Raw genomic sequence first — 21,894 nt, forward strand, 5'->3', positions numbered from 1 at the left:
CATAGATGGCAGTTTAAGAAATGGTTCTGAGGGTGTTATGGGCGATTTTGGAATGAACTTAGAAAAATATAAAGCAGGTTTTGTAATATATTTGCAGCTGCCGCTAGGATGGCGGCAGCAGTGGTCACGCTGAGACACGATGTCGAATGTGCCACGGTGCATATATATACAAAACCTGCTTTTTAATTTTTCTTAGTGAATGTATCATGAGCCCATAACACCCTCTTAAGAATCATTTTATACAACTGCCATTGAAATTAATTATGTGTCCGCACGGGTAGCCTACATTTTTGAAAACAATGTATAAGAAATGATTAAGCATCAAGCTTAATCATTTCTGTACTAGCAGCACATTTATTTAAATGTGCTGTCCTCCGAAGGAGGATTAAAATGCAGCTTTCCTTGGCTGCATTTTAACCCCTTAAAAAGACGCATGCTAGATGTTCACTCTTTGCATATTGAAAAACTATAATATCCGCAAAAATTGTTACCGCTGCAGGGTGGTGGCGGGCGGGGCCAGGTGGCAGGGGCGCGGACAGGGGTAGGCCTTGAAGGGCAGCAAAAAAGCCCCGGCAAAGCGGGGCTGAATTTTAGAGAACTGCGATGAGGTGCTGGGCGATGGCTGCGTAGCCGGCGTCGTTAGGGTGTCCGGCCAAGAAGGAGCCGATGGTGTATACGCGGCCGTCAGGAGTGACGTATTCGTCGCCTTCCTGAAGCTGGTATTCGGCTACGCCTTGGATGTCGGAAAGGCTGACGTAGGTGCAACCTGTGGCGGAGGCTACGGATTTCTTGGTACTGATGATGCTTGAGTATGCCCAGAAGTTGTCAAGCATTACGATGCGTGCGTTAGGGTTGTAGCTTCTGATGTATTTGATCATGTCGGTGAGATCCTCGGAAAAGTGGGTCTCGTGATTCTTTACGTTTTCGCCAAGTTCGATGACGATGGTACCGTACTGGTAGTTGGTGATGTATGGGTCAAGGTCATCAAGTTCTTTGTTTCTGGTGTTAGAAAATTCCCATGCTCTAAGTGACATAAAGTCGTAAGAAGAATATCCCTTTGCGGCTACGGTAAGGTGTACGTAGTCATTTGCTGCAGTGGAAGCTCCACAACCCCAGCCTGAGCCCCACCAGTCGCTGGTGGCAGGATACATGGTTATTGAGTTGCCAATGAATAAGATGTCTTTTGTGGCAGTTGGAACTGGCTTTGAGGTAGATGGAAGAGGGATGTCTATGTATTCCTCTGATACATCTTCAAATGAAACATAGCCGAAGTCGTCGTTGACTTTTATTTTGTAGTAGTCAGTCTGGTCACAGGTGGCCACGATTGAAACTCGCTGGTCAACTGAGAGTGTGCCTACGATTTCTGCTGTGTCGTATGGCTCTTCTCTGACGGTTGCATCAGCAACTGCAAAGTATGTAGCCTCAAAATCTGTGAAGGTGTACTCATCTTCCTGTTCAGCTGCAGCGGCTGCGGCTTCGGCAGCCTCCTTTTCGGCTTTTTCTGCTTCAAGGCGAGCCTGCTCCTGTTGGGCCTCAATACGTTCTTTTTCAGCTGCTTCCTTGGCAGCTTTTTTATTTTGGATAACCACAAGGGAACCGAATGCGATAATTAAGATAACAAGTGAAATCCAAAGAGTGATAACGATTTTCTTTCTCAAAATAATTCTCCTGTCCTATAATAAGTATTATAATTACTGTATTATAGCACTTTAGAAGTTGTTTGAGGATAGAATATTATGAAACCAATACTTTCAGCAGAAGAAATGAGAGCCTGCGACCAGGCTACTATTGAAAAACATAAGGTACCATCCCTAGTTCTGATGGAGCGGGCGGCAAAGGCTGTGGCTGATTTTATCATTGATAAATACCCTGAGGCTAATCAGGTGTGCGTGCTGTGTGGACCTGGAAATAACGGAGGAGACGGAGTGGCTATTGCAAGGCTTTTGTATTTGTCTGGTAGACAGGTGAAGACTGTTCTGATGTCAGATGAGTCCAAATATTCTGTCCAGCTGAAAGAGGAAATAGAAATTGCAGAAAGCTATGGCATGGATTTTGCCTTAGGTTTCAATGAAGAAAAAATACAGTCATCTGATTTGTTCGTAGATGCCATGTTTGGAATAGGGCTGACCAGGGGACTATCAGGAGATTATTTGGCAGCGGCAAAGCTTATAAATAATTCTAATAAGCCGGTGGTAGCTGTTGATATTCCTTCAGGTTACCATACTGACTGTGGAAAACTTTTGGGAGAGGCTGGTGTGATGGCCAGTGATACTATTACTTTTGCCTATATGAAAAAGGGCCTTGTGCTGGGAGAATGCAAGGAAGCGGCAGGAGAAGTTCATGTAGCAGATGTAGGCATTTATTTGGATGAGAATGAAGGGAAGGCTATGATTTTGGAAGAATCAGATTTAAAGGATCTTCCTAAACGAAAGTCTACAGCTAATAAAGGCTCCTGTGGCAAGATTTTGATTATTGGCGGAAGCGAAAATATTTATGGTGCCCTCTATTTGTCAGCTAAGGCTGCCCTTACAGCAGGGGCTGGCTTGACCAAAGTTTTTACCCATAAAAACAATATAGAATCTATTAGGCAGGCTATTCCTGAGGCGATGTTCTATGGATATGAGGACTTTGAAAAAGAAAAGCTTTTAGAGTCAATTGACTGGGCCGATGTGATTTTGATGGGCCCTGGTCTTTCAACCGGAAAACTTTCAGAGGAAATAGTGACAACTGTCCTTGATAATGCCAGTGTTCCACTTATCATAGATGCAGATGGAATTAATATTTGTGCCAATATGAAAGTGGCACTAATTAAATATGCGAAAGAACATCCAGTTATTATGACTCCACATCTTAAAGAGATGGAAAGACTATGTGGCATTCCTGTGAAGGATATTAATTATGACATGGAAAATGTTGCAAGAGATTTTTCTTGTGAAACAAATGTGACTGTGGTTTTGAAAAATTTTTCTACTGTAATAGCTTCAAATGATAAAATTTTTTATTCCACAAGCGGAAACGAAGCTCTTGCAACTCCAGGTTCAGGAGATGTGCTTGCAGGAATCATTACTTCATTTGTTGCCCAGGGCTTGCCAGTAGCGGATTGTGGAGCAATTGGTGCATTTTTTCATGGCCTTTGTGGGAAATTAAAAGCTAGAGATGTGGGTATTAAAAGTGTGCTAGCATCTGATATAATTGAAGGAATAAAAATAATAAATGTATTGACATAATTTGAAAATAGTAATAAATTACTACTGTATGGTATTTTGCACATAGGAGGACAATATGGCATTAACAACAGCAAAAGGATTAAGAGATCAGAACGGTTTAACAGAGGAAGAATTCTTAGCCCAATATGATCCAGGGGATTATGAGAGACCATCGGTAACAGTTGATATGTTACTCATTGGACCAAAGAAAGATTTGTCAGGACTTAGAATCCTACTTATTAAGCGTGGTGGACACCCATACCTTAATTGCTGGGCTTTACCAGGAGGCTTTGTTCATCCAGATGAGACATGTTACGAGGCAGCAAAGAGAGAACTTAGTGAGGAAGCTGGCGTAAAGGATGTGTTCCTTGAGCAGGTTTATACTTTTTCTAAGCCAGATCGTGACCCTAGAACAAGGGTAATCAGTGTTGCATATATAGCACTTACTAGCAAAACTGTACCAGTACGTGGCGGAGACGATGCACTTGAAGCAGCATGGTTCGATTTTGAGTACACAGACTCACAGATCCATATTTTCAATGAGGACATCGGAGTAGATATTGTATATGAGCTTTCTACAAAGAGATTTAAGAATGGTCATATCAAGTATCCAAATCTCACACCTACACTCAAGAGCAAGACTAGACTTGCGTTTGATCACGTTGAAATCATTATCGAGGCAATGAAGAAAATCAGAAAAGAAATCGAGTACACTGATTTGCCATTCAGTATGGCACCTGTTAAGTTCACATTGCCAGATTTACAGGTAATTTACGAATTACTTCTTGGACACAAGCTTTACAAGGCTAACTTCAGAATCATGGTTGCCGACAGAATCGAGGCACTTGGTGAGAAGACTAAGTCGATTGTTGGACGCAGAATGTCTGAGGTATACATGCTTAAGTAGGAGACATAAGTAAGATGAGAGAGTTTAATGTTAAAGACCAGACAGAGAAATTAATCCAGTACACTAGAGATTGGTTTAACAAGTTTGGTGACAATTCTAAAGCAATCATAGGTATTTCCGGCGGTAAGGATTCTTCTGTTACAGCTGCAGTTTTGAAGGCGGCTCTTGGAGCAGATAGAGTTCTTGGAATCATTATGCCAAACGGGCAGATGGTAGACCTTGATGATGCAAAGCTTCTCGTTAATCATCTTGAGATTCCTTATGAGATAGTTCCAATCACAGATTATTACAATGCAGCTATAGCTACTTTTGAAAAGGCAAAGACATTTAAGGTGACAAAGGATTTGCAGATTAACCTTGCACCACGTCTTCGTATGTCTACTCTTTATGCTGTAGCACAGGGACAGGATGTTACATCATTTGTCGTTAATACATGTAATGCATCTGAGAATTATGTGGGATATTCAACTAAATATGGTGATGCGGCTGGTGACGTTTCACTTCTTCAGGATTTCACTGTGACAGAGGTTCTTCAGATAGGAGAATATTTGGGACTTCCAAATCAGCTTGTGCACAAGGTGCCTTCTGATGGATTGTCAGGTATGTCTGATGAAGAGAAATTGGGATTTACATACAATATGCTTGATGAATATATTTCTGATTCAAATGCAGATATCCCAGCAGACACTAGAGAATTAATTGAGAAAAAGCATGTTGCAAACTTGCACAAGCTTCAATTAATGCCTGCATATAAAAGACATTAATTAAGATGTAATTGGGAGGATAATATATGTCTTTTGAAGTAAGAAAAATATTTGAGGATTTATCTCATCTTAGCAAGGTGCATACTAAAAAAGAGTATGCAGCAGCTATGGATATGTTTAGAGCAGATAGATTCTCTCTTTTAAGGGATTTGACTGAATCAGGTGACTACGCTGCTAACAGTTTAGTATTGTGTCAGGATGTTCAGGATGAGTTCAAGAAATTCGGTAAGGTTCGAGCAGCAGAGCTTATGAACCTAAACTATTTCATGATTTATTATATTTTCCCTTCTATTCTTTTGGAAAAGGAAAATGGGGCAGAGATATGCGATATTCTTAGAGATACATGGAATGATTTCTTTAAGGCAAATATCAATTATACAGATTATGAATCATTGATGAGCGGTTTCCAGACCAAAATATTTGGAATTCCAATCGGAAAGAACTAGCATGAAAAAGATTTTAATGATAGGCACAGGAGGGACAATCGCCTCTAAGCAGACTGAAGCTGGTCTTACACCAGGACTTACTGCTGAGGATGTTTTGTCCTATATTCCTGCCGTTGAGCATGTTTGTCAGGTTGAGACTATACAGGTCCTTAATCTTGACAGCACTAACATGACTCCAGAACACTGGAAAGTGATTGTTAAGGCAATAGAGGACAATTATGCAAGCTACGATGGCTTTGTTGTGTGTCACGGAACAGATACTCTTGGATATACAGCAGCAGCCCTTAGCTACATGATTCAAAACTCTGCTAAGCCTATTGTAGTTACAGGCTCACAGAAGCCAATTAGTCGAGATATCACTGATGCCAAGACTAATCTTTTAGATTCGTTCATTTATGCTTCTGATGATGCATCTCAAAATGTCAGCATTGTATTTGATGGCAAGGTCATCTGTGGCACTAGAGCGAAAAAGGAAAGAGCTAAAAGCTACAATGCATTTTCTAGTATTAATTTTCCATACCTTGCAGTTATTCAGGATGGAGTAATAGTTAGATATATTCCAGAGGTACCGGTTCGTGGCATTCCTAGTTTTTACTACGAGATGTCTGACAAGGTAACACTCTTGAAATTATACCCAGGAATGAAAGCAGATATATTATCATTCCTGTTTGAGAACTACGATATTGTAGTTATCGAAAGCTTTGGTGTAGGCGGTATGCCTAATTCTCTCATGGATACATTCTATGAGGAGATGGACAAATGGAAGGGTACAGATAAGCTTGCAGTTATGACCACTCAGGTTGCCAACGAGGGCAGCAACATGACAGTCTACGAGGTAGGCCGTCAGATTAAGGCTGATTTCCACATGATTGAAGCTTATGACATGACACTTGAGGCTACTATGACAAAGTTAATGTGGCTTCGTGGCATGAACTACAGCAACACCCGTCTTAGAGAGGCATTCTACACAGAGATTAATAGAGATATTCTATTTAAAAAACATTAAGGCACAGAGGCTTTTGCTAAAACGGCAAGGGCCTTTATTTGGATTAGGAGAGAATATGAAGACGATTCCACTGTATGACAGAGAGCCATTTGCAAAAGAATTTTCTGCAAGGGTTATTTCCTGTCAAGAGGAACTGAATGGGGAGAAAAAGCTGTACAAGGTAGTGTTGGATCAGACCATGTTTTTCCCTGAGCAGGGCGGTCAATCAAGCGACAAGGGTATGCTGGACGGAGCGACTGTTTTAGATGTTCAGATTGAAGAGGATGTGATTTATCACTATTGCAGCAGCGGCTTCTTAAGCGGAGAGGTGGTTCACGGTGAGATAGATTGGGACCACAGATTTAACAATATGCAACAGCATACGGGTGAGCATATTTTTACCGGACTTGCCCACAATATTTATGGAGCAGAAAATGTTGGATTTCATCTGAGCGACAACACAGTCACCTTGGATTTAAATATCGAGATGACAGAAGACCAGGTGAGAGAAATTGAATATAAAGCCAATCAAGTGATTGCTAAGGACTTGCAGGTGAAGGCCTACTATCCTGAGCCAGCGTTGCTTCCTGCAATCGATTACAGGAGTAAAAAAGAAATAGATGGTGCAGTACGCCTTGTAGAGATAGAAGGCATTGATATATGTGCTTGTTGTGCTCCTCATGTGAAGACTACAGGACAGGTTGGACTTTTAAAGGTGGTATCCTGGGAGAAATACAAGGGTGGAGTTAGAGTGTATATTCTATGTGGACTTCGAGCCTTAGAGGACTATAATCGTAGGATTTCCATCCTATCAAGCACCTATCAGACACTTAACTGTACAGAGGATGAACTTCCAAACAGAGTGTCAGGATTACTTAGTGACAACAAGGACCTTAAATATCGAATCAGTGAAATCAAGTCAAAGGCTCTTATGGAGCAGATTGAAAAATATCCATCTGAGCTTAATGATGTGACTATTTTTACTGAGGATTTAGATATTAAGAATATGCGTGATGGTGTAAATGCACTGATGGAAAATCACAGCGGACTTTGTGCAATATTCTCAGGTGATGACGAGAATGGATATGACTTTGTTATTGGTAGCACAAGCCGTGACTGTGGTGCCATTGCGGCAGGTCTTCGGGAGCTGCTTGGAGCAAAGGGCGGTGGCAATAAGCAGATGGCTCAGGGCAACATAAATGCCACTAGAAGTGCCATAGAAAACACGTTGTAATAAAAATGTAACAAACATCAACAAAACGTAACAATTGTGTTATACTGTAAGAAGAGTAATAAATATCGCAAAAAAGGGAAGAAAAGTGTATGAAAGATGTTAGAGATCCAAAAAAAGTTGTAGAAACTTTTAGCTCTATAAAAGAGTTTTTCGCTAGATTGTGGGCTAAGCCTAATGTTAAGAGATGGACCATTGAAGGATTAGTTTCAATTGCAGTGGGTGTATTGGCTGCATTCCTTACATTCCACACATTGAACAAACCAAAATCCTTGGAAGTGAGCAAGAAGGGGGCTGAGGCTCCGATAGTTGAGGGCACTGAAGAGGTCAATGGCGAGGGATTGCCAGCAGACGATCCTGACGCAGATGTTGTGATCGAAGTAGTTGAGGGTGTAAGCGATTCACCTGCAGAATATACTGGTGTTGCCGATGAGGTGGCAGATTGGTCAAATGAAGAGATTGATGCTGCTATATCAGAGCGCAGCAGTTATATTTCTAGCACAAAATACGCTTCAGTTGTAAATAGCTTTTGGGAATCTAAGAGAGGTGTGACAGATGTGGCATGGCAGTCTATGCACATGTTTGACACAGATAAAAAGATATACACTGCAGCAGATTTCGAGGGCTTGAGTCCTGAGGCAATACATGCTGCCAAAAACGAAATTTATGCTCGTCATGGATATTCTTTCAAGGATCAGGATTTATACAACTATTTCATGTGTTACATTTGGTACAACCCATCAGTTATGCCTGCTGATTTTTCTGAAAGTGTATTTAGTGAAACTGAGGTTAAAAATCTAGATATATTAAACGAACTGGACACTATGTAAGGATAATGTGTTTTGTAGAAGGACTGGCTGATTAGCTGGTCCTTTTTGTTATGAATTAACATAGGATTTTTGGGGCATAGTATGTATAATTGTAGAGGATTTTTTGTAAGGAGAAATTATGGAAAATAAAAGCGGACGACAGTCTAATATAGAACTACTTAGAATCATAGCTATGCTTATGATAATTTGTTATCACATTATCATCCATTGCGTTAACATTCAGATAAGCAACCCAGCATCAATTGAGAGACTACAGAATGGCTGGTTTAGCACACCGGATTTCTACAGCCAGTTACTTATGTTGGCTCTTATGATGCCTCTTGGACTTGTGGGCAATGCAATATTTATTATGATATCAGGATACTTCTTAGCAGACCGAGAGATAGACATGTTAAAGGTATCCAAGAAGCTTATATCCCAGCTATTTTTTGCGGCTGTCACATTAGTGTTGGCATCCTCATTTTTTATCTGGTATTCATGCAAGAGTCAGTTCTTATCTGAGAATATGATAAGCTACATCAAAATCCAGTACTTCAACAAGATGTCATGGTTTGTAGGTTACTATTTCATCATCATCCTTATAGCTTTTATGTTTTTAAATAAATATCTAGCTAAACTTACACAAAAACAGTATGTTGGATTTTTGCTTGCTATATTTGCAGTGACTGAGCTAGGCTGGTCAGGCAAGCTCTTAGATGATTTGGCCAGCGGTCTTAGAACAGTATTCATCGGAGTATTTTTATATGCCCTTGCCGGCTACATTAAAAAATACGACCCATTTAAAAAGGTGAGAGGCTATGTATTCGTGCTTCTCATAGTACTTGCTAATGTAATTATAGGCCTTTCCTACTACAACAACGTAATAGGCAAAATAGACACCTACTATGACACTATGGCTACTCAGAATCTAACAGAGTTAGAATTCATCCAGTCTATTCCTCGCTATGAGAATTTCAGTGTGATGGTTGTAATCATTGGAATATGCCTATTTGAGCTTGCTCGAAGGATTACAATCCCATCAATTGGGCTCATCAACAGGATTGCCCAGGCAACATTCATGATATATCTTATACATGACAATGGACTTGCATATAGTATATGGCAGACCCAGGACTGGCCAACTCTTCTCTACAATGACACCACAGGATTCCTTGTAAAGCTATTAACATGGACTCTTGGAGTATTTGTTGTAGGATTAGTTGCCTACATCGTATATACTATTCTTAAAAAGTTGATTGTAAAATCAAAATGGCTATTCATTAAAAAATAAAAGGAGTAACAATGGAAAAGTATACATTCGTACCAAAGGGCGTATGCGCACGTCAGATTGACTTCGAAATCGAAGACGGCAAGCTTCACAACGTAAAATTCACTGGCGGTTGTGATGGCAACACAAAGGCAATCAGCAAGCTTCTGGAGGGCGCTGACGCATCAAACACCGTAGATATTCTCAAGGGTAACCTCTGCGGCATGAAGGGCACAAGCTGCGCCGACCAGTTGGCTAAGGGCATCGAACAAGCACTTGCCAAATAACACAGTTGCAAACAAATCTTAAGAGAGCAGGAAGAGCCTGCTCTCTTTTTTGTATTTACAACTGTCTTGTCAGTAGACTTTACATGTGCTAGAATGTGTTAAATATTTTTTTAGAAGTAAAGGGAGATATTGTATGAACGAACTTGTACAAGAGATAGAGAAGCTAAAGAAAGAAAAGAACGCAGTGGTGCTGGCACACTACTATGTGAATGATGAGGTACAGGCGATAGCGGATTATATTGGCGATAGCTATTATCTGGCAAAGGTTGCAGTGGGACTTGAGGAAAGCACCATTGTATTTGCTGGCGTTAAGTTTATGGGCGAGTCGGCCAAGATTTTAAATCCTGAGAAGACAGTGCTTATGCCTGATGCTAATGCAGATTGCCCTATGGCTCATATGGCAGAGATTGAGCGTATCGAGGAAGTTCGCAAGGAGTATGATGATGTGGCTGTTGTTTGCTATATCAATTCTACTGCAGAGCTTAAGATGCATTCTGATGTGTGTGTTACTTCTGCCAATGCTATGAAGATTGTTAAGGCATTGCCTAATAAAAATATTTTCTTTATTCCAGATGAGAATTTAGGAAGATATATTGCTGAGAAGGTGCCTGAGAAGAACTTCATCTTCAACGATGGATTCTGCCACGTTCATAAGGCTGTTACAGCTGATATGGTTAGCCGTGCTAAGGAGGCACATCCAGAGGCTGAGGTACTTATCCATCCAGAGTGTACATTGGATGTTCTTGAGCTTGCAGATTATATTGGTAGCACTTCAGGAATCATCGATTATGCTACAAAGTCAGATAAAAAGGAGTTCATTATTTCTACTGAGCTTGGTGTGCTTTACCAGCTTAAGAAGAACAATCCTGATAAGACATTTTTCTCTGCAGGTGGAGTTCAGATTTGTCCAAACATGAAAAAGGTCACACTTGAGAAAGTAAGAGATTGTCTCAGAGATAATACAGGTGTAGTGGAAGTTAGTGATGAGAAGAGAGAGAAGTCACTCAAGCCACTTGCTCGTATGTTAGAGCTTGCTAAATAAAGGTAATAAAGATATGGATACAAAATATGATGTAGTAATTGTTGGTAGCGGTGTAGCAGGATTGTTTTGTGCACTTAGCTTACCACAGGATAAAAAAATACTGTGCATTTCAAAAGATGCTTTAGAGGGCTGCGATTCATTTTTGGCTCAGGGTGGTATTTGTATGCTCAGAGATGATGACGATTATGATGCATACTTTGAGGATACCATGCGAGCAGGTCATTATGAAAATCGAAAGGAATCTGTTGAAATAATGATTAAGAGTTCCCAAGATGTCATTGGGGATTTGGTTGAGCTTGGTGTAGAGTTTGAGAAAAAGGATGGCCAGTTCGTATTTACGAAGGAAGGTGCTCATTCTAATAATAGAATTCTTTTCCATGCAGATATCACTGGCAAGGAAATCACAAGCAAGCTTTTAGCTAGAGCTAAGGAGCGAGAGAACATTACTTTGATGGCTCATACTACTATGGTAGATTGGGTATGCCAGGACAATGTTTGCTATGGTATCGTGGTTGCGGATATGGATGGAAAGACCACTGCTATTCAGGCTGATGTGACAGTATTGGCCTGCGGCGGACTTGGAGGAGTATATCAGCATTCTACAAACTATCGCCATATTTCAGGAGATGCACTGGCCCTTGCCATGTATCATAATGTAAGACTTGAGAACTGCGATTACGTGCAGATTCACCCTACTACACTTTATACTAAGCAGGGTGGACGAAGCTTCTTGATTTCAGAGTCTGTTAGAGGCGAGGGAGCAGTTCTTAGAGATAAGGATGGCAATCGATTTACAGATGAATTACAGCCTAGAGACGTGGTTAGTAAGGCCATATTTGATAAGATGAAGGAACAGGGCACTGACCATGTATGGCTTGATTTTTCGCCTATTCCGAAGGAAGAGATACTTAATCATTTTCCTAATATTTATCAGAGATGTAAGGAAGCGGGATATGACCCACTTACAGACTATGTGCCAGTAGTTCCAGCGCAGCATTATTTCATGGGCGGAATATACGTAGACAAGGATTCTAAGACTACAATGGAGCAGCTTTATGCAGTAGGAGAGACAAGCTGCAATGGTGTACATGGTCGAAATAGACTTGCTAGTAATTCTCTTTTAGAGAGTCTTGTATTTGCAAAGAGAGCAGCGCATGATATCGCAAATACGGATTCCTTTAAAAAGCCAGTAGATTTTGATAATCTAGTAAATATGGATGGTTATGAGGATTTGCCATCTATTATGGAATACTACCATGCTATGGTAATGGGCGAGATTGAAAAAGAAGAAAAACTTAGAGCCGCAAAGGAGGCAATATAATGAATAACATAACAATGACACTTAACGCAGACGAGCTTATCAGAATGGCTCTTAAAGAGGATATATCAAGCGAGGACGTTTCTACTAATTCTGTAATGCCAAGTGACCAGGCAGGAGAGGTTGATCTCATCTGCAAGGAAGATGGAATCATCTGTGGAATGGATGTATACGAGAGAGTTTTCAAGATATTAGACGAGAACACAATCGTTGAAAAATATGTTAATGATGGAGATGCAGTTAAAAAAGGCGAGCTTATGGCCAAGGTAAAGGGCGATATCAGAGTATTGCTTTCAGGTGAGAGAGTTGCCCTTAATTATCTCCAGAGAATGAGCGGTATCGCTACATACACAAATCAGGTAGCATCACTTCTTAAGGGAAGCAAGACAGTTCTTCTTGATACAAGAAAGACTACACCTAACATGCGTATTTTTGAGAAGTATGCTGTAAAGTGCGGTGGCGGTCAGAATCATCGTTACAATCTTTCAGATGGAATTCTTTTAAAGGATAATCACATTGGTGCTGCTGGTTCAATCACAAAGGCAATTGAAATGGCAAAGGCATATGCACCATTTGTTAGAAAAATCGAAATCGAAACAGAGACACTTGAGCAGGTTAAGGAAGCTGTAGAGGCTGGCGCTGATATTATCATGCTTGATAATATGGATGTTGATACAATGAAAAAGGCTGTTGAAATCATCGATGGCAGAGCCCAGACAGAGTGCTCAGGCAATGTTACAAAAGAGAACATCAAGAATATTATTGATAGTGGAGTTGATTATGTATCAAGTGGTGCGCTTACACATTCTGCACCAATCCTTGATATCTCAATGAAGAACTTACACGCAGTATAGGAGGAGCCATGGACGGACAAACTCGAAGACAGAGATTAATAGAGCTAGTCAGAGAATCAGATAAGCCGGTATCAGGGACTGCCCTTGCTGCCAAGCTTAATGTAAGTCGTCAGGTTGTTGTGACAGATATTGCTTTACTTAGAGCTAACGGTATAGATATTATTTCTACTAACAGAGGCTATATCGTAAATACGGATAACAAAAAGTGTTCACGTGTGATAAAATGTCGTCATACTGATGATGAGATTTTAGATGAGCTTTTTACGATTGTGGACAATGGAGGCTCAGCTGATAATATCATTATTAATCACAGATACTATAATCGTCTTGAGGCACCACTTAATGTGCATTCTAGATTGGATGCTAAGGAATTTATGGAGGCTATCAAATCTGGCAAATCAAAGTCACTTAGCTCTGCTACCAGTGGCTACCACTATCACACAATCAGTGCAGATAGTGAGGAGGCACTGGATATCATCGAGCAGGAGCTGAAACAAAAGGGATACTGGTTGCCACTTGATGATTGGATTTTAAAATAATTGAGAGCGTAACTCGCTTAGTTAGATTAAGAGGAGTTTAAAATTGTCAGCTATTAGTAATGATTGGCTGGAGCCATTAGCTCCAGAGTTTAAAAAGCCTTATTACAAGGATTTATATTTGAAGGTAAAAAAGGAGTATCATGAGCAGACGGTATATCCACCTGCTGATGATATTTTTAATGCCTTTGATTTCACACCTCTTTCAAAAGTGAAGGTGGTAATTATAGGTCAGGACCCATATCATGAGCCAGGCCAAGCTCATGGACTTTGCTTTTCTGTGAAGCCAGGGGTAAAGACTCCACCATCCCTTGTGAATATCTATAAGGAACTTCATGATGATTTGGGCTGCAGTATTCCTAACAATGGATATCTTGAAAAGTGGGCTCGACAGGGCGTTTTGATGCTCAATAATGTTCTTACAGTGCGCGCCCATCAGGCAGCAAGCCATGCAGGTATTGGATGGGAGCAGTTTACAGATGCTGCTATAGATGTGCTTAACAAGCAGGATAGACCTATAGTTTTCTTGCTTTGGGGCTCTCCAGCAGCTAAAAAATGTGCCAAGCTTAACAATCCAAATCATTTGATTTTAAAGGCACCTCATCCAAGCCCTCTTTCTGCTTATAGAGGATTTTTTGGATGTAAGCATTTTAGTCAGACTAATGAGTTTTTAAAGTCAAAGGGTCTTGAGCCAATTGATTGGCAGATAGACAACATCTAACCATCAAAAAACACAGAAAATTCATGGTTTAATCCGCTGAATTCCTTGTTATTTTAAGGGGTTTAAATTATAGTTAGTTTAGAGATTTACGCACATTATGATATGTGGAAATAATGATAGAGGCGGGTTAGTGTGAAGAAGTTAATCGAGATTAGCAAACGCTTTTTTGGCCAGGATCTCCCCACCGAGTTAGTCCTCTTTAATATTATTACTATTGTAGGATGCGCCGGTGGTGTTGTTACTGTGCCATTTAATATTGTAAATGGTCTTTCAGGCATTCTTACAGCAGTTATTGCAGTGGCTGTTGTTATGGATGTTATATGTATTTACATGGCAAACTGCAGAAATCGACTGAAGAACAGTATGATAGCAGTTTGTTTCGTTGTGGCCATTGGTCTGTTTCCTGTTATGTTCTTTGTTACTGGTGGTATCAACTCAGGTATGGTCTGCTGGTTCTCAATGGGAATAGTATTCATATTCATGCTTTTAGACGGCATGGATTTTGTCTTTATGTTACTTACCGACATAGCCATTATCATAGGTTGCTATGTGGTTTCTTATTATCACCCTGAATATGTAATTGATTTAGATTCAAAACAGAGTGTATTCTTCGATACGATTCAGTCTCTTTTAGTTAGCTCACTTGCAATAGGAGCCATTGTCAAATTCCAAAAAAGTGTATATGTTAAGCTTTACAAGCAGGCATCTATTAATAATGATGACCTTTTGGAAAAGACTCTTCAGGCTAAGAAGGCCGAGAAGATGGCTCAGTCAGCTACAGAGGCCAAGAGTAATTTCTTAGCCAATATGTCTCACGAAATCAGAACTCCAATTAACACTATCATGGGTATGGATGAGATGATTCTTAGAGAGACATCTGAAAAGGTAGTTGAGGAGTATGCACTTGATATCAAAACAGCATCTCAGAATTTGTTGTCACTGATAAATGACATTCTTGATATTACAAAGATTGAGTCCGGCAAGATGGGAATAGTTATGGGCGAATATGCATTTATGAGCATGATGCATGATGTGCTTAATAATATAACCTTGAGAGCCAAGGAAAAGAATCTTGAGATTCGTCTTAATATTTCATCGGATATTCCGTGTAATATGGTTGGCGATGACATCAGAATTAAACAAATTTTAACAAATATAATTACAAATGCGGTAAAATATACACAAGATGGTTATATTTCTATTGCAGCTTACTCTACCAAGGCAGAAGATGGCTTCGTGGATTTGACATTTGAGATAAGCGATACAGGAATTGGCATCAAGCAGGAGGATATCAAGCGTATGTTTGATTCCTTTGAGAGACTTGAGGTCAATAGAAATAGAAATATCGAAGGTGCAGGACTTGGAATGACAATTACCCAGAATCTTTTAAAGATGATGGGCAGTACACTTCGAGTCCAAAGTGTATACGGTGAGGGTTCTACTTTTTCCTTTACAATTAGACAGGAGATTATGGACCCAGAACCGATAGGGGATTTTGAACAGAAGCTTAAGCAGATTACTTCTAACTACGAGTACAGTACTAGCTTTGAGGCACCTAATGCAAAGTTCTTAGTAGTGGATGACAATACAATGAACCGCAAGGTATTTGTGGCATTGCTGAAGGATTCAAAGGTGCAGATTACAGAGGCTGCTAGTGGTGATGAGTGCCTTCGTCTGATTAGAGAAGAGCACTTTGATATGATTTTCCTTGATCATATGATGCCGGGAATGGATGGTGTAGAGACATTTAGAGCTATGGCAACACTAGAAGGTAATAAATGCTTAGGCACACCAGTTATTGCTCTTACTGCTAATGCCATAGCAGGAGCTAAGAAAAGATATTTAACAACTGGTTTTCACGGATTTCTTTCAAAGCCAATTGTTCCAGCACAGCTTGAAAAGATGATAAGAGATTTTCTACCGGAGCATTTGCTAGAGTATCATGAACCAGATGCTAAGGATGAGGCTAGAAAGAATCGCTCGAAAAAAATAGAGTTGCCAGATATAGAGGAAATCGATTGGGATTATGCCCTTTTGCATTTTCCAGATTCTAATATGGTTTATCAGACGGCAGTTGATTACTATGATTCCATAGAATACGAGCGAGACCAGATTTTAAGTTATTATGATGGTATAGAAACAGGGAAGTCTCTCGAAGATTATAGGATTAAGGTCCACAGCGTAAAGAGTATGTCAAATACAATCGGCGCTGTGGGGCTAGGTGGACTTGCTAAGCTGTGTGAGTTTGCTGCAAGAGATGGGGATATTGAACGAATTAAAATTTTGACACCGGTGCTTTTAGAAGAGCTAGATAATATGAAAGCTAAAATGGATGTGCTTGCATCAGAGACCGAGAAGCCTATGCTTGAGGACATGGATGACTTGTTCGCGATGCTTGAAATGCTTAAGATGTCCATTCGAGCTCACGACACAGAATCTTCTGATAACACTATGAAGCAGATAATGACATTCTCCTATGAAGAGGGGATACAACAGAAGCTAGATTCGCTAAATATGCATATTATAAATTTAGAGGATGATGAGGCATTAGAAGCTATCGATGAACTACAAAAGTGATTGCTGAAGGAGAGGGCTCATGCGAAAAATACTTATTGTTGGTGATTTTACAAATGATACGTCAGACGTAAATTCATATTTATCACAGCATTTCCATACACAGCTGTGTACTAATAGTGCAAAGATTGTTAAGAGCATGTTGAAATTGTACACTCCTGATTTGGTTTTGATGGATCTTGATTGCTTTAACAATACACATGCTGAGATTTTTGAAGTGATTCAAGAGTATAGCGAGGAGATACCTGTTATAACATTTGGCCGTGAGAAGAATAAGCAGATTTTTATTTCTTACTACTATACTGGCCAGTGCAAGCATATTCCACAGGCTGATAGAGAATCTCTTATAAGAGCTATCTGTAAAGAATTCAGCATGAGTGCAGATCCGATTTTAAATGCCGTAGTAGAGACGGACAAAAGACATATAATTGTGGTTGATGACAATCCTGTTCTTCTGAGAAATATGAGGAACATGCTTCAGGATAAATATCGAGTTACGCTTGCTACATCGGCAGCTCAGTGTATGAAAGTGCTCGGCCAGGACAAACCAGATCTTGTAATACTTGATTATGAGATGCCTGTTGTGGATGGCAAGCAGACACTTGAGATGATTAGAGCTGAGGATGATTACAAGGATGTTCCTGTAATTTTCCTTACTGGTATAGCAGATAAGGAGCATGTAGATGCGGTGCTTGATTTGAAGCCTGCTGGCTATTTTGTGAAGCCTCCTATGCAGACTAAAATAATCAATGCCATTGAAAATATTTTCCTAAAACAAATGGATTAATTGACAGAATAAAAGCGGGGTCGCTTAAGTATATCTTAGGTGGTCTCGCTTTATTTTTTATGATAAAATATTTCTTATCGAGGGGCGAATAAAGTTAGGGAGAAAGTATGCGAATTATTCATTGTGCAGACCTGCACCTAGATTCCAAAATGGAGAGCAATTTAGATAAAGATCAAGCCTTACTTAGGCGCTCTGAGCTTATTGAGACATACGAGCGCATGGTGGAGTACGCAGTGGCAAATCAGGTTAGAGCGATTCTTATCGCCGGTGATTTGTTTGACAAGACTCACATCAGAAAAGAGGTTAAGAGGCGTGTTGTGGAGCAGATAGTAGCTCATCCCGAGATAGATTTTTACTATCTTAAGGGCAACCACGACAGATGCGATTTCATGGAAGCGGGCATTGATGAAGTGCCAGCTAATTTTCATATGTTCACAGATACTGGCTGGACCAGTTATACCTGTGATGATGTGGTTATCACTGGTATTGAAATTAATTCTTCCAACGCAGCTACACTTCCTCAGAGTTTGGTCCTTGATTCGGCTAATACTAATATAGTCATGCTCCATGGTCAGCAGTCAGACTACGACGGCAAGGACGGAGCTGAGATTGTAAATACTAGTGCCTTAAAGGGTAAATTCATTGACTATTTGGCACTGGGCCATATACACAAGTATATTTTCCAGCAGCTAGATGATAGAGGTGTATATTGCTATCCTGGTTGTCTAGAGGGTAGAGGATTTGACGAGACAGGGGACAAGGGCTTTGTCCTTATGGAGATTGAGGATGGTGTTATTACATCAGAGTTCATTCCATTTGCACTTAGACGTCTTCATGAGATAGAGGTGGCTGTCACTGCAGATATGGACGTTCAGTCTGTTATCAATAAGGCTAAGAAGCTGCTTGATGATGTGGACCCTCAGGACATGATTAAGTTTGTAATCACAGGTGAGCGCGAGCTGGAGGATGAGATAGATATCACCAGATTCATAAGAGCCTTCGAGAATAAATATTTCTTCGTAAAGTGCTATGACAGGACTAAGACTTTAATTGACTATGCTAGCTATCAGTATGACAAGTCCCTTAAGGGAGAGTTTGTCAGACTCGTTCAGTCTCAGGATATGGATGAGGATGAAAAGGCTAAGATTATCGAGATAGGCATAAAGGCCATAATGGGGGAGGATATATAGTATGAAACTTATTTCTTGTTATATTGCCCATTTTGGCAAGATAAACGATTTTAAATACGATTTTAACGAGGGATTTAATTCTATCCTAGAAGAAAATGGATGGGGTAAGACTACCTTCTCTGTTTTCATTAAGGCTATGTTTTATGGCTTGGAGTATTCTCCAAACACAAAGAAAAAGCTGATGGAGCGCAACCACTATCTTCCATGGGATGGTAGTCTTTGCGGTGGCAACATCGTCTTTTCTACCAAGGAGGGCCAGTACAGAATTGAGAGAACCTTCGGCAAGACAGACAAGGACGATACATTTGCAATCTATGATAATGTTACAGGAATAGAGTGCACAGAATTCACTAGCAATGTAGGTGAAGAGATTTTCAAAGTGGACAGAGATTCATTTGAGAAGAGTGTGTATATTCCACAGCTTTCACTGGGCACATCTATGACAGATTCTTTGAATGCCAAGATGGGTAATCTTGCAGCAGCCAAGGATGATATCAGCAACTTCGACGTGGCTTTAAAGACTGTCAAGGATGCTAGGACCGAGTACACCAGAAATAGTAAGATTAATCCAGGTAAGCTAGTTGCGGTTAAGCAAGAAATCAACAAATGCAAAGAGGATTTTGAGAAGCTTCCTATTTTCGAGGAGAGCGCTGAGGCAATGAGTTGTCTTGTTGAGGAGAAGCAGGCTAACTTGGATGCTCTCGTTATTGAAAAGGCAAAGCTGGCTGAGACTATTCAGCAGCAGAGTAAGAGAGAGCAGGAGCTAGGTGCTTACAGGATTCAAAAGGAGAATCTTAATCAGGAGATAGAAAAGGCCAAGGAATTCGAGGCATTCTTTGCCGCTGGTGTTCCAAGCGATGATGAGATGGCTATGCTAGAGCAGACAGAGCGTGATTTGACTGTTCATGAGCGAGCACTTCACGGAATCAAGGAGGATATTCAGCGAGAGAATCCAGTTTTCGAAGCACCATTCAAAGAGCGTATTCCTGATATTTCAGAGTTTGATCTCTGGAATAAGATGGCAGCTAACCTTTCAGAACTTCGAGCTAAGGCTGAGCATTCTAAATTATCAGAGGAGTCTAACAAGCAGCTTACAGAGCTTAAGTTTTTCTTTGGTAAGCTTGTACCTACTGATGAGCAGTTGGCAGAGATTGAGCACGCTACAACTGTTATTACAGGACTTGAGGCCCAGATATCCCAGAGCAATGACCGATTGAAGAGTCTTACTGCTGAGCGAGACATAATGGAGAAGCTCAACAAAAAGCGCAGCATTAAAATATGGCACGTATTAGGCACAGTGCTTCTTGTGATATTTATTATTTTTGGTATTGTTTTTAGCCAATATCTTGATGACTATCTAGGCAGAATAGTTGAAATAGGAAGTATTGTAGCTGTAGTACTTGATGTGCTTATTCTATTTATATCTGGCAGAAGAGCTCGTGTTAACAGAATAAAAGAGTCCAAGGACTATGAGGAGCGAATCCAAGAAGAGGAGGACTCTATAGAGATTACTAAGCTTGAGCTTAGGGAATTACAGGGAAAATGTGATGAGTTCCTGTCTAATTATCTTCTTACCAGAGCAGAAACTATGCAGGAAAATGTTTACGAGATTCGCCGTAAGCTTGATCAATATAGACATTTGCTGGAAGAGGAGCAGTCTCGCCATCAGGAGGCTGAGGGTACACTTGATGAGTTGGCAGACTTGCAGCTGGAGCTTTACACCAAGATTCAGCCATTTGCTACACCATACGGCATTAATCTGTATGAGATGGGTGGAGAATACGAGTTTTTAGCAAAGCTTAAAAAGGATGCAGACAGATATGCAGACTACTTAGAGGAATCTGAAGAGATAGCTCGTCATGAGAATTCAATAAAGACAATGACAGCTGATATCAAAAATATTCTTGAGAAGTTCCCAGTAGACAGAAGCCTTGATAGAGCTGAGCAGATTCAATCTATCAGTGCTAATAAGCGTGACTACTTGGCTATCAATGAACGTATAGCAAATCTTAGGGACGAGATAGCTGCATTTGAGACTAAACATGCAGTAGATGATAATGTGCTGTCAGTAGATGATTTGCAGCAGCAGCAAAAGACACTTGATGAGCAGATTATGGAGCTGAATAAGCAGATTCTTCAGGAGAGGGATAATTTATCTACAGCCCTTGAGGAGGTTGAGAGGCTGACAGATGTTTCTGAACAGATAGAGCGTCTAGAAGTTCAGGAAAAGGAATACAAAAAGAGTGCTGAGCTTCTGACCAAGACAGAGGACTTTTTACAGAAGGCTCGCGAGAGTTTCCAGGCCAAATACATGCAGCCATTACAAAATGGACTCCACAAATATTTAGGCCTCATAGATGGGCCTACAGGTACCCACTCAGGATACTCAATAGAGGACTTTGAGCTAGATATGGACCTTAACATTAAGCTATCTTACTCTGGTAGCACAAAGGGCGCAGAATACCTATCTCAAGGCTATCAGGATGTGGTTGCACTTTGTTCCCGTCTTGCCCTTGTAGATGTACTCTATCCAGACGAGAAGCCTATTCTCATCCTAGACGATCCATTTACCAACCTGGACGACAAAAAAATTAAGGAGTCACTTAAGCTCCTTAACCGCATAGCGAAGGATCGCCAGACCGTCTACTTCACATGTCACGAAAGTAGATTATAAAAGATAAAGAAAACCTACACCGCTAAAAACGGTGTAGGTTTTTGTATTCTAGGAGTCCTTCATCTACCCATTCATGGATAATGGATTTGTCAATTCCAAATTCCTGAGCCAGAATCATTTCGTTGACATCATAGTTCTCGCTTATGAACGCTTTCACTTTTGGAAAGAGTTCTTTTTTTATGCATTCTCTACATTTCCCTTGAGGGGAACTGATAGGTATTCGGCAGCCGCAACTTTCACAGTATCTAACGGCTGGACCTTTGTTATTTAAAAAATCGAGAGCTGAATGTGACATA

Annotated in this window: 20 protein-coding genes; 18 read left to right on the forward strand and 2 right to left on the reverse strand. The window is 40.4% G+C overall.

The genetic code is table 11. The features are described from left to right. Positions 1-590: 590 nt before the first annotated feature. Complete coding sequence (locus BLP50_RS13095) at positions 591-1,658, reverse strand: SGNH/GDSL hydrolase family protein (protein WP_090155516.1); 1,068 nt, start codon at positions 1,656-1,658, stop codon at positions 591-593. A 78-nt stretch (positions 1,659-1,736) separates the two neighbouring features. Here BLP50_RS13095 and BLP50_RS13100 point away from each other — a divergent pair, with 78 nt between their 5' ends. The 18 genes from BLP50_RS13100 (at position 1,737) to BLP50_RS13185 (ending at position 21,598) form a co-directional block, all read left to right on the forward strand. Beyond that, on the forward strand, positions 1,737-3,227 hold the full coding sequence (locus BLP50_RS13100) for an NAD(P)H-hydrate dehydratase (protein WP_090155518.1): 1,491 nt from the start codon (positions 1,737-1,739) through the stop codon (positions 3,225-3,227). Positions 3,228-3,282: 55 nt separating this feature from the next. After that, complete coding sequence (locus BLP50_RS13105; RefSeq protein WP_090155520.1) at positions 3,283-4,113, forward strand: NUDIX hydrolase; 831 nt, start codon at positions 3,283-3,285, stop codon at positions 4,111-4,113. Between the two features lie 14 nt (positions 4,114-4,127). Further along, positions 4,128-4,877, forward strand: coding sequence for an NAD(+) synthase (gene nadE, locus BLP50_RS13110; protein WP_090155522.1), 750 nt, complete (start codon positions 4,128-4,130; stop codon positions 4,875-4,877). 26 nt (positions 4,878-4,903) lie between these two features. Next, entirely contained in the window at positions 4,904-5,323 is a 420-nt protein-coding gene (locus tag BLP50_RS13115) for a hypothetical protein (protein ID WP_090155524.1), read from the forward strand. A gap of 1 nt (position 5,324) precedes the next feature. Next, positions 5,325-6,329: an asparaginase gene (locus BLP50_RS13120; RefSeq protein WP_090155526.1), complete on the forward strand. Its 1,005-nt coding sequence runs from the start codon at positions 5,325-5,327 to the stop codon at positions 6,327-6,329. 55 nt (positions 6,330-6,384) lie between these two features. Continuing rightward, complete coding sequence (locus tag BLP50_RS13125; RefSeq protein WP_090155528.1) at positions 6,385-7,542, forward strand: alanyl-tRNA editing protein; 1,158 nt, start codon at positions 6,385-6,387, stop codon at positions 7,540-7,542. Between the two features lie 89 nt (positions 7,543-7,631). Next, positions 7,632-8,369, forward strand: a complete 738-nt coding sequence (locus BLP50_RS13130) for a YARHG domain-containing protein (RefSeq protein ID WP_090155530.1) — start codon at positions 7,632-7,634, stop codon at positions 8,367-8,369. A gap of 118 nt (positions 8,370-8,487) precedes the next feature. After that, on the forward strand, positions 8,488-9,639 hold the full coding sequence (locus tag BLP50_RS13135; RefSeq protein ID WP_090155532.1) for an acyltransferase family protein: 1,152 nt from the start codon (positions 8,488-8,490) through the stop codon (positions 9,637-9,639). Positions 9,640-9,650: 11 nt separating this feature from the next. Then, positions 9,651-9,902: a TIGR03905 family TSCPD domain-containing protein gene (locus tag BLP50_RS13140; protein WP_090155534.1), complete on the forward strand. Its 252-nt coding sequence runs from the start codon at positions 9,651-9,653 to the stop codon at positions 9,900-9,902. Between the two features lie 133 nt (positions 9,903-10,035). Beyond that, the gene (nadA, locus tag BLP50_RS13145; RefSeq protein ID WP_090155536.1) at positions 10,036-10,944 is read left to right on the forward strand and encodes a quinolinate synthase NadA; all 909 of its coding nucleotides are present in this window, start codon (positions 10,036-10,038) and stop codon (positions 10,942-10,944) included. Between the two features lie 13 nt (positions 10,945-10,957). Next, on the forward strand, positions 10,958-12,265 hold the full coding sequence (locus tag BLP50_RS13150; protein WP_090155589.1) for an L-aspartate oxidase: 1,308 nt from the start codon (positions 10,958-10,960) through the stop codon (positions 12,263-12,265). Then, complete coding sequence (gene nadC, locus BLP50_RS13155; RefSeq protein ID WP_090155539.1) at positions 12,265-13,116, forward strand: carboxylating nicotinate-nucleotide diphosphorylase; 852 nt, start codon at positions 12,265-12,267, stop codon at positions 13,114-13,116. Before BLP50_RS13150 ends, nadC begins: the two co-directional genes overlap by 1 nt. 8 nt (positions 13,117-13,124) lie before the next feature. Then, entirely contained in the window at positions 13,125-13,655 is a 531-nt protein-coding gene (locus tag BLP50_RS13160) for a transcription repressor NadR (protein ID WP_090155541.1), read from the forward strand. Positions 13,656-13,698: 43 nt separating this feature from the next. Continuing rightward, positions 13,699-14,373: a uracil-DNA glycosylase gene (gene ung / locus BLP50_RS13165; protein WP_090155543.1), complete on the forward strand. Its 675-nt coding sequence runs from the start codon at positions 13,699-13,701 to the stop codon at positions 14,371-14,373. A gap of 132 nt (positions 14,374-14,505) precedes the next feature. After that, complete coding sequence (locus BLP50_RS13170) at positions 14,506-16,950, forward strand: response regulator (protein ID WP_090155546.1); 2,445 nt, start codon at positions 14,506-14,508, stop codon at positions 16,948-16,950. A gap of 19 nt (positions 16,951-16,969) precedes the next feature. Continuing rightward, entirely contained in the window at positions 16,970-17,734 is a 765-nt protein-coding gene (locus BLP50_RS13175; RefSeq protein WP_090155548.1) for a response regulator, read from the forward strand. A 107-nt stretch (positions 17,735-17,841) separates the two neighbouring features. Further along, a complete protein-coding gene (locus BLP50_RS13180) occupies positions 17,842-18,924 on the forward strand; it encodes a metallophosphoesterase family protein (RefSeq protein ID WP_090155550.1) in 1,083 nt (360 codons plus the stop codon). A gap of 1 nt (position 18,925) precedes the next feature. Next, positions 18,926-21,598 (forward strand): AAA family ATPase, encoded by a 2,673-nt coding sequence (locus BLP50_RS13185; protein WP_090155552.1) that lies wholly within the window; start codon positions 18,926-18,928, stop codon positions 21,596-21,598. 22 nt (positions 21,599-21,620) lie between these two features. Here BLP50_RS13185 and BLP50_RS13190 read toward each other — a convergent pair whose 3' ends face one another. Further along, positions 21,621-21,893: a hypothetical protein gene (locus BLP50_RS13190; protein ID WP_090155555.1), complete on the reverse strand. Its 273-nt coding sequence runs from the start codon at positions 21,891-21,893 to the stop codon at positions 21,621-21,623. Position 21,894: the final 1 nt, after the last annotated feature.

The sequence above is a fragment of the Pseudobutyrivibrio sp. AR14 genome, from assembly GCF_900101325.1.
Classification (GTDB): Bacteria; Bacillota; Clostridia; order Lachnospirales; family Lachnospiraceae; genus Pseudobutyrivibrio.

Coding starts and splice junctions, on each gene's coding strand:
- BLP50_RS13100 (WP_090155518.1), top strand. CDS start 1,737: ATGAAACCAATACTTTCAGCAGAAGAAATGAGAGCCTGCGACCAGGCT.
- BLP50_RS13105 (WP_090155520.1), top strand. CDS start 3,283: ATGGCATTAACAACAGCAAAAGGATTAAGAGATCAGAACGGTTTAACA.
- nadE (WP_090155522.1), top strand. CDS start 4,128: ATGAGAGAGTTTAATGTTAAAGACCAGACAGAGAAATTAATCCAGTAC.
- BLP50_RS13115 (WP_090155524.1), top strand. CDS start 4,904: ATGTCTTTTGAAGTAAGAAAAATATTTGAGGATTTATCTCATCTTAGC.
- BLP50_RS13120 (WP_090155526.1), top strand. CDS start 5,325: ATGAAAAAGATTTTAATGATAGGCACAGGAGGGACAATCGCCTCTAAG.
- BLP50_RS13125 (WP_090155528.1), top strand. CDS start 6,385: ATGAAGACGATTCCACTGTATGACAGAGAGCCATTTGCAAAAGAATTT.
- BLP50_RS13130 (WP_090155530.1), top strand. CDS start 7,632: ATGAAAGATGTTAGAGATCCAAAAAAAGTTGTAGAAACTTTTAGCTCT.
- BLP50_RS13135 (WP_090155532.1), top strand. CDS start 8,488: ATGGAAAATAAAAGCGGACGACAGTCTAATATAGAACTACTTAGAATC.
- BLP50_RS13140 (WP_090155534.1), top strand. CDS start 9,651: ATGGAAAAGTATACATTCGTACCAAAGGGCGTATGCGCACGTCAGATT.
- nadA (WP_090155536.1), top strand. CDS start 10,036: ATGAACGAACTTGTACAAGAGATAGAGAAGCTAAAGAAAGAAAAGAAC.
- BLP50_RS13150 (WP_090155589.1), top strand. CDS start 10,958: ATGGATACAAAATATGATGTAGTAATTGTTGGTAGCGGTGTAGCAGGA.
- nadC (WP_090155539.1), top strand. CDS start 12,265: ATGAATAACATAACAATGACACTTAACGCAGACGAGCTTATCAGAATG.
- BLP50_RS13160 (WP_090155541.1), top strand. CDS start 13,125: ATGGACGGACAAACTCGAAGACAGAGATTAATAGAGCTAGTCAGAGAA.
- BLP50_RS13175 (WP_090155548.1), top strand. CDS start 16,970: ATGCGAAAAATACTTATTGTTGGTGATTTTACAAATGATACGTCAGAC.
- BLP50_RS13180 (WP_090155550.1), top strand. CDS start 17,842: ATGCGAATTATTCATTGTGCAGACCTGCACCTAGATTCCAAAATGGAG.
- BLP50_RS13185 (WP_090155552.1), top strand. CDS start 18,926: ATGAAACTTATTTCTTGTTATATTGCCCATTTTGGCAAGATAAACGAT.
- BLP50_RS13190 (WP_090155555.1), bottom strand. CDS start 21,893: ATGTCACATTCAGCTCTCGATTTTTTAAATAACAAAGGTCCAGCCGTT.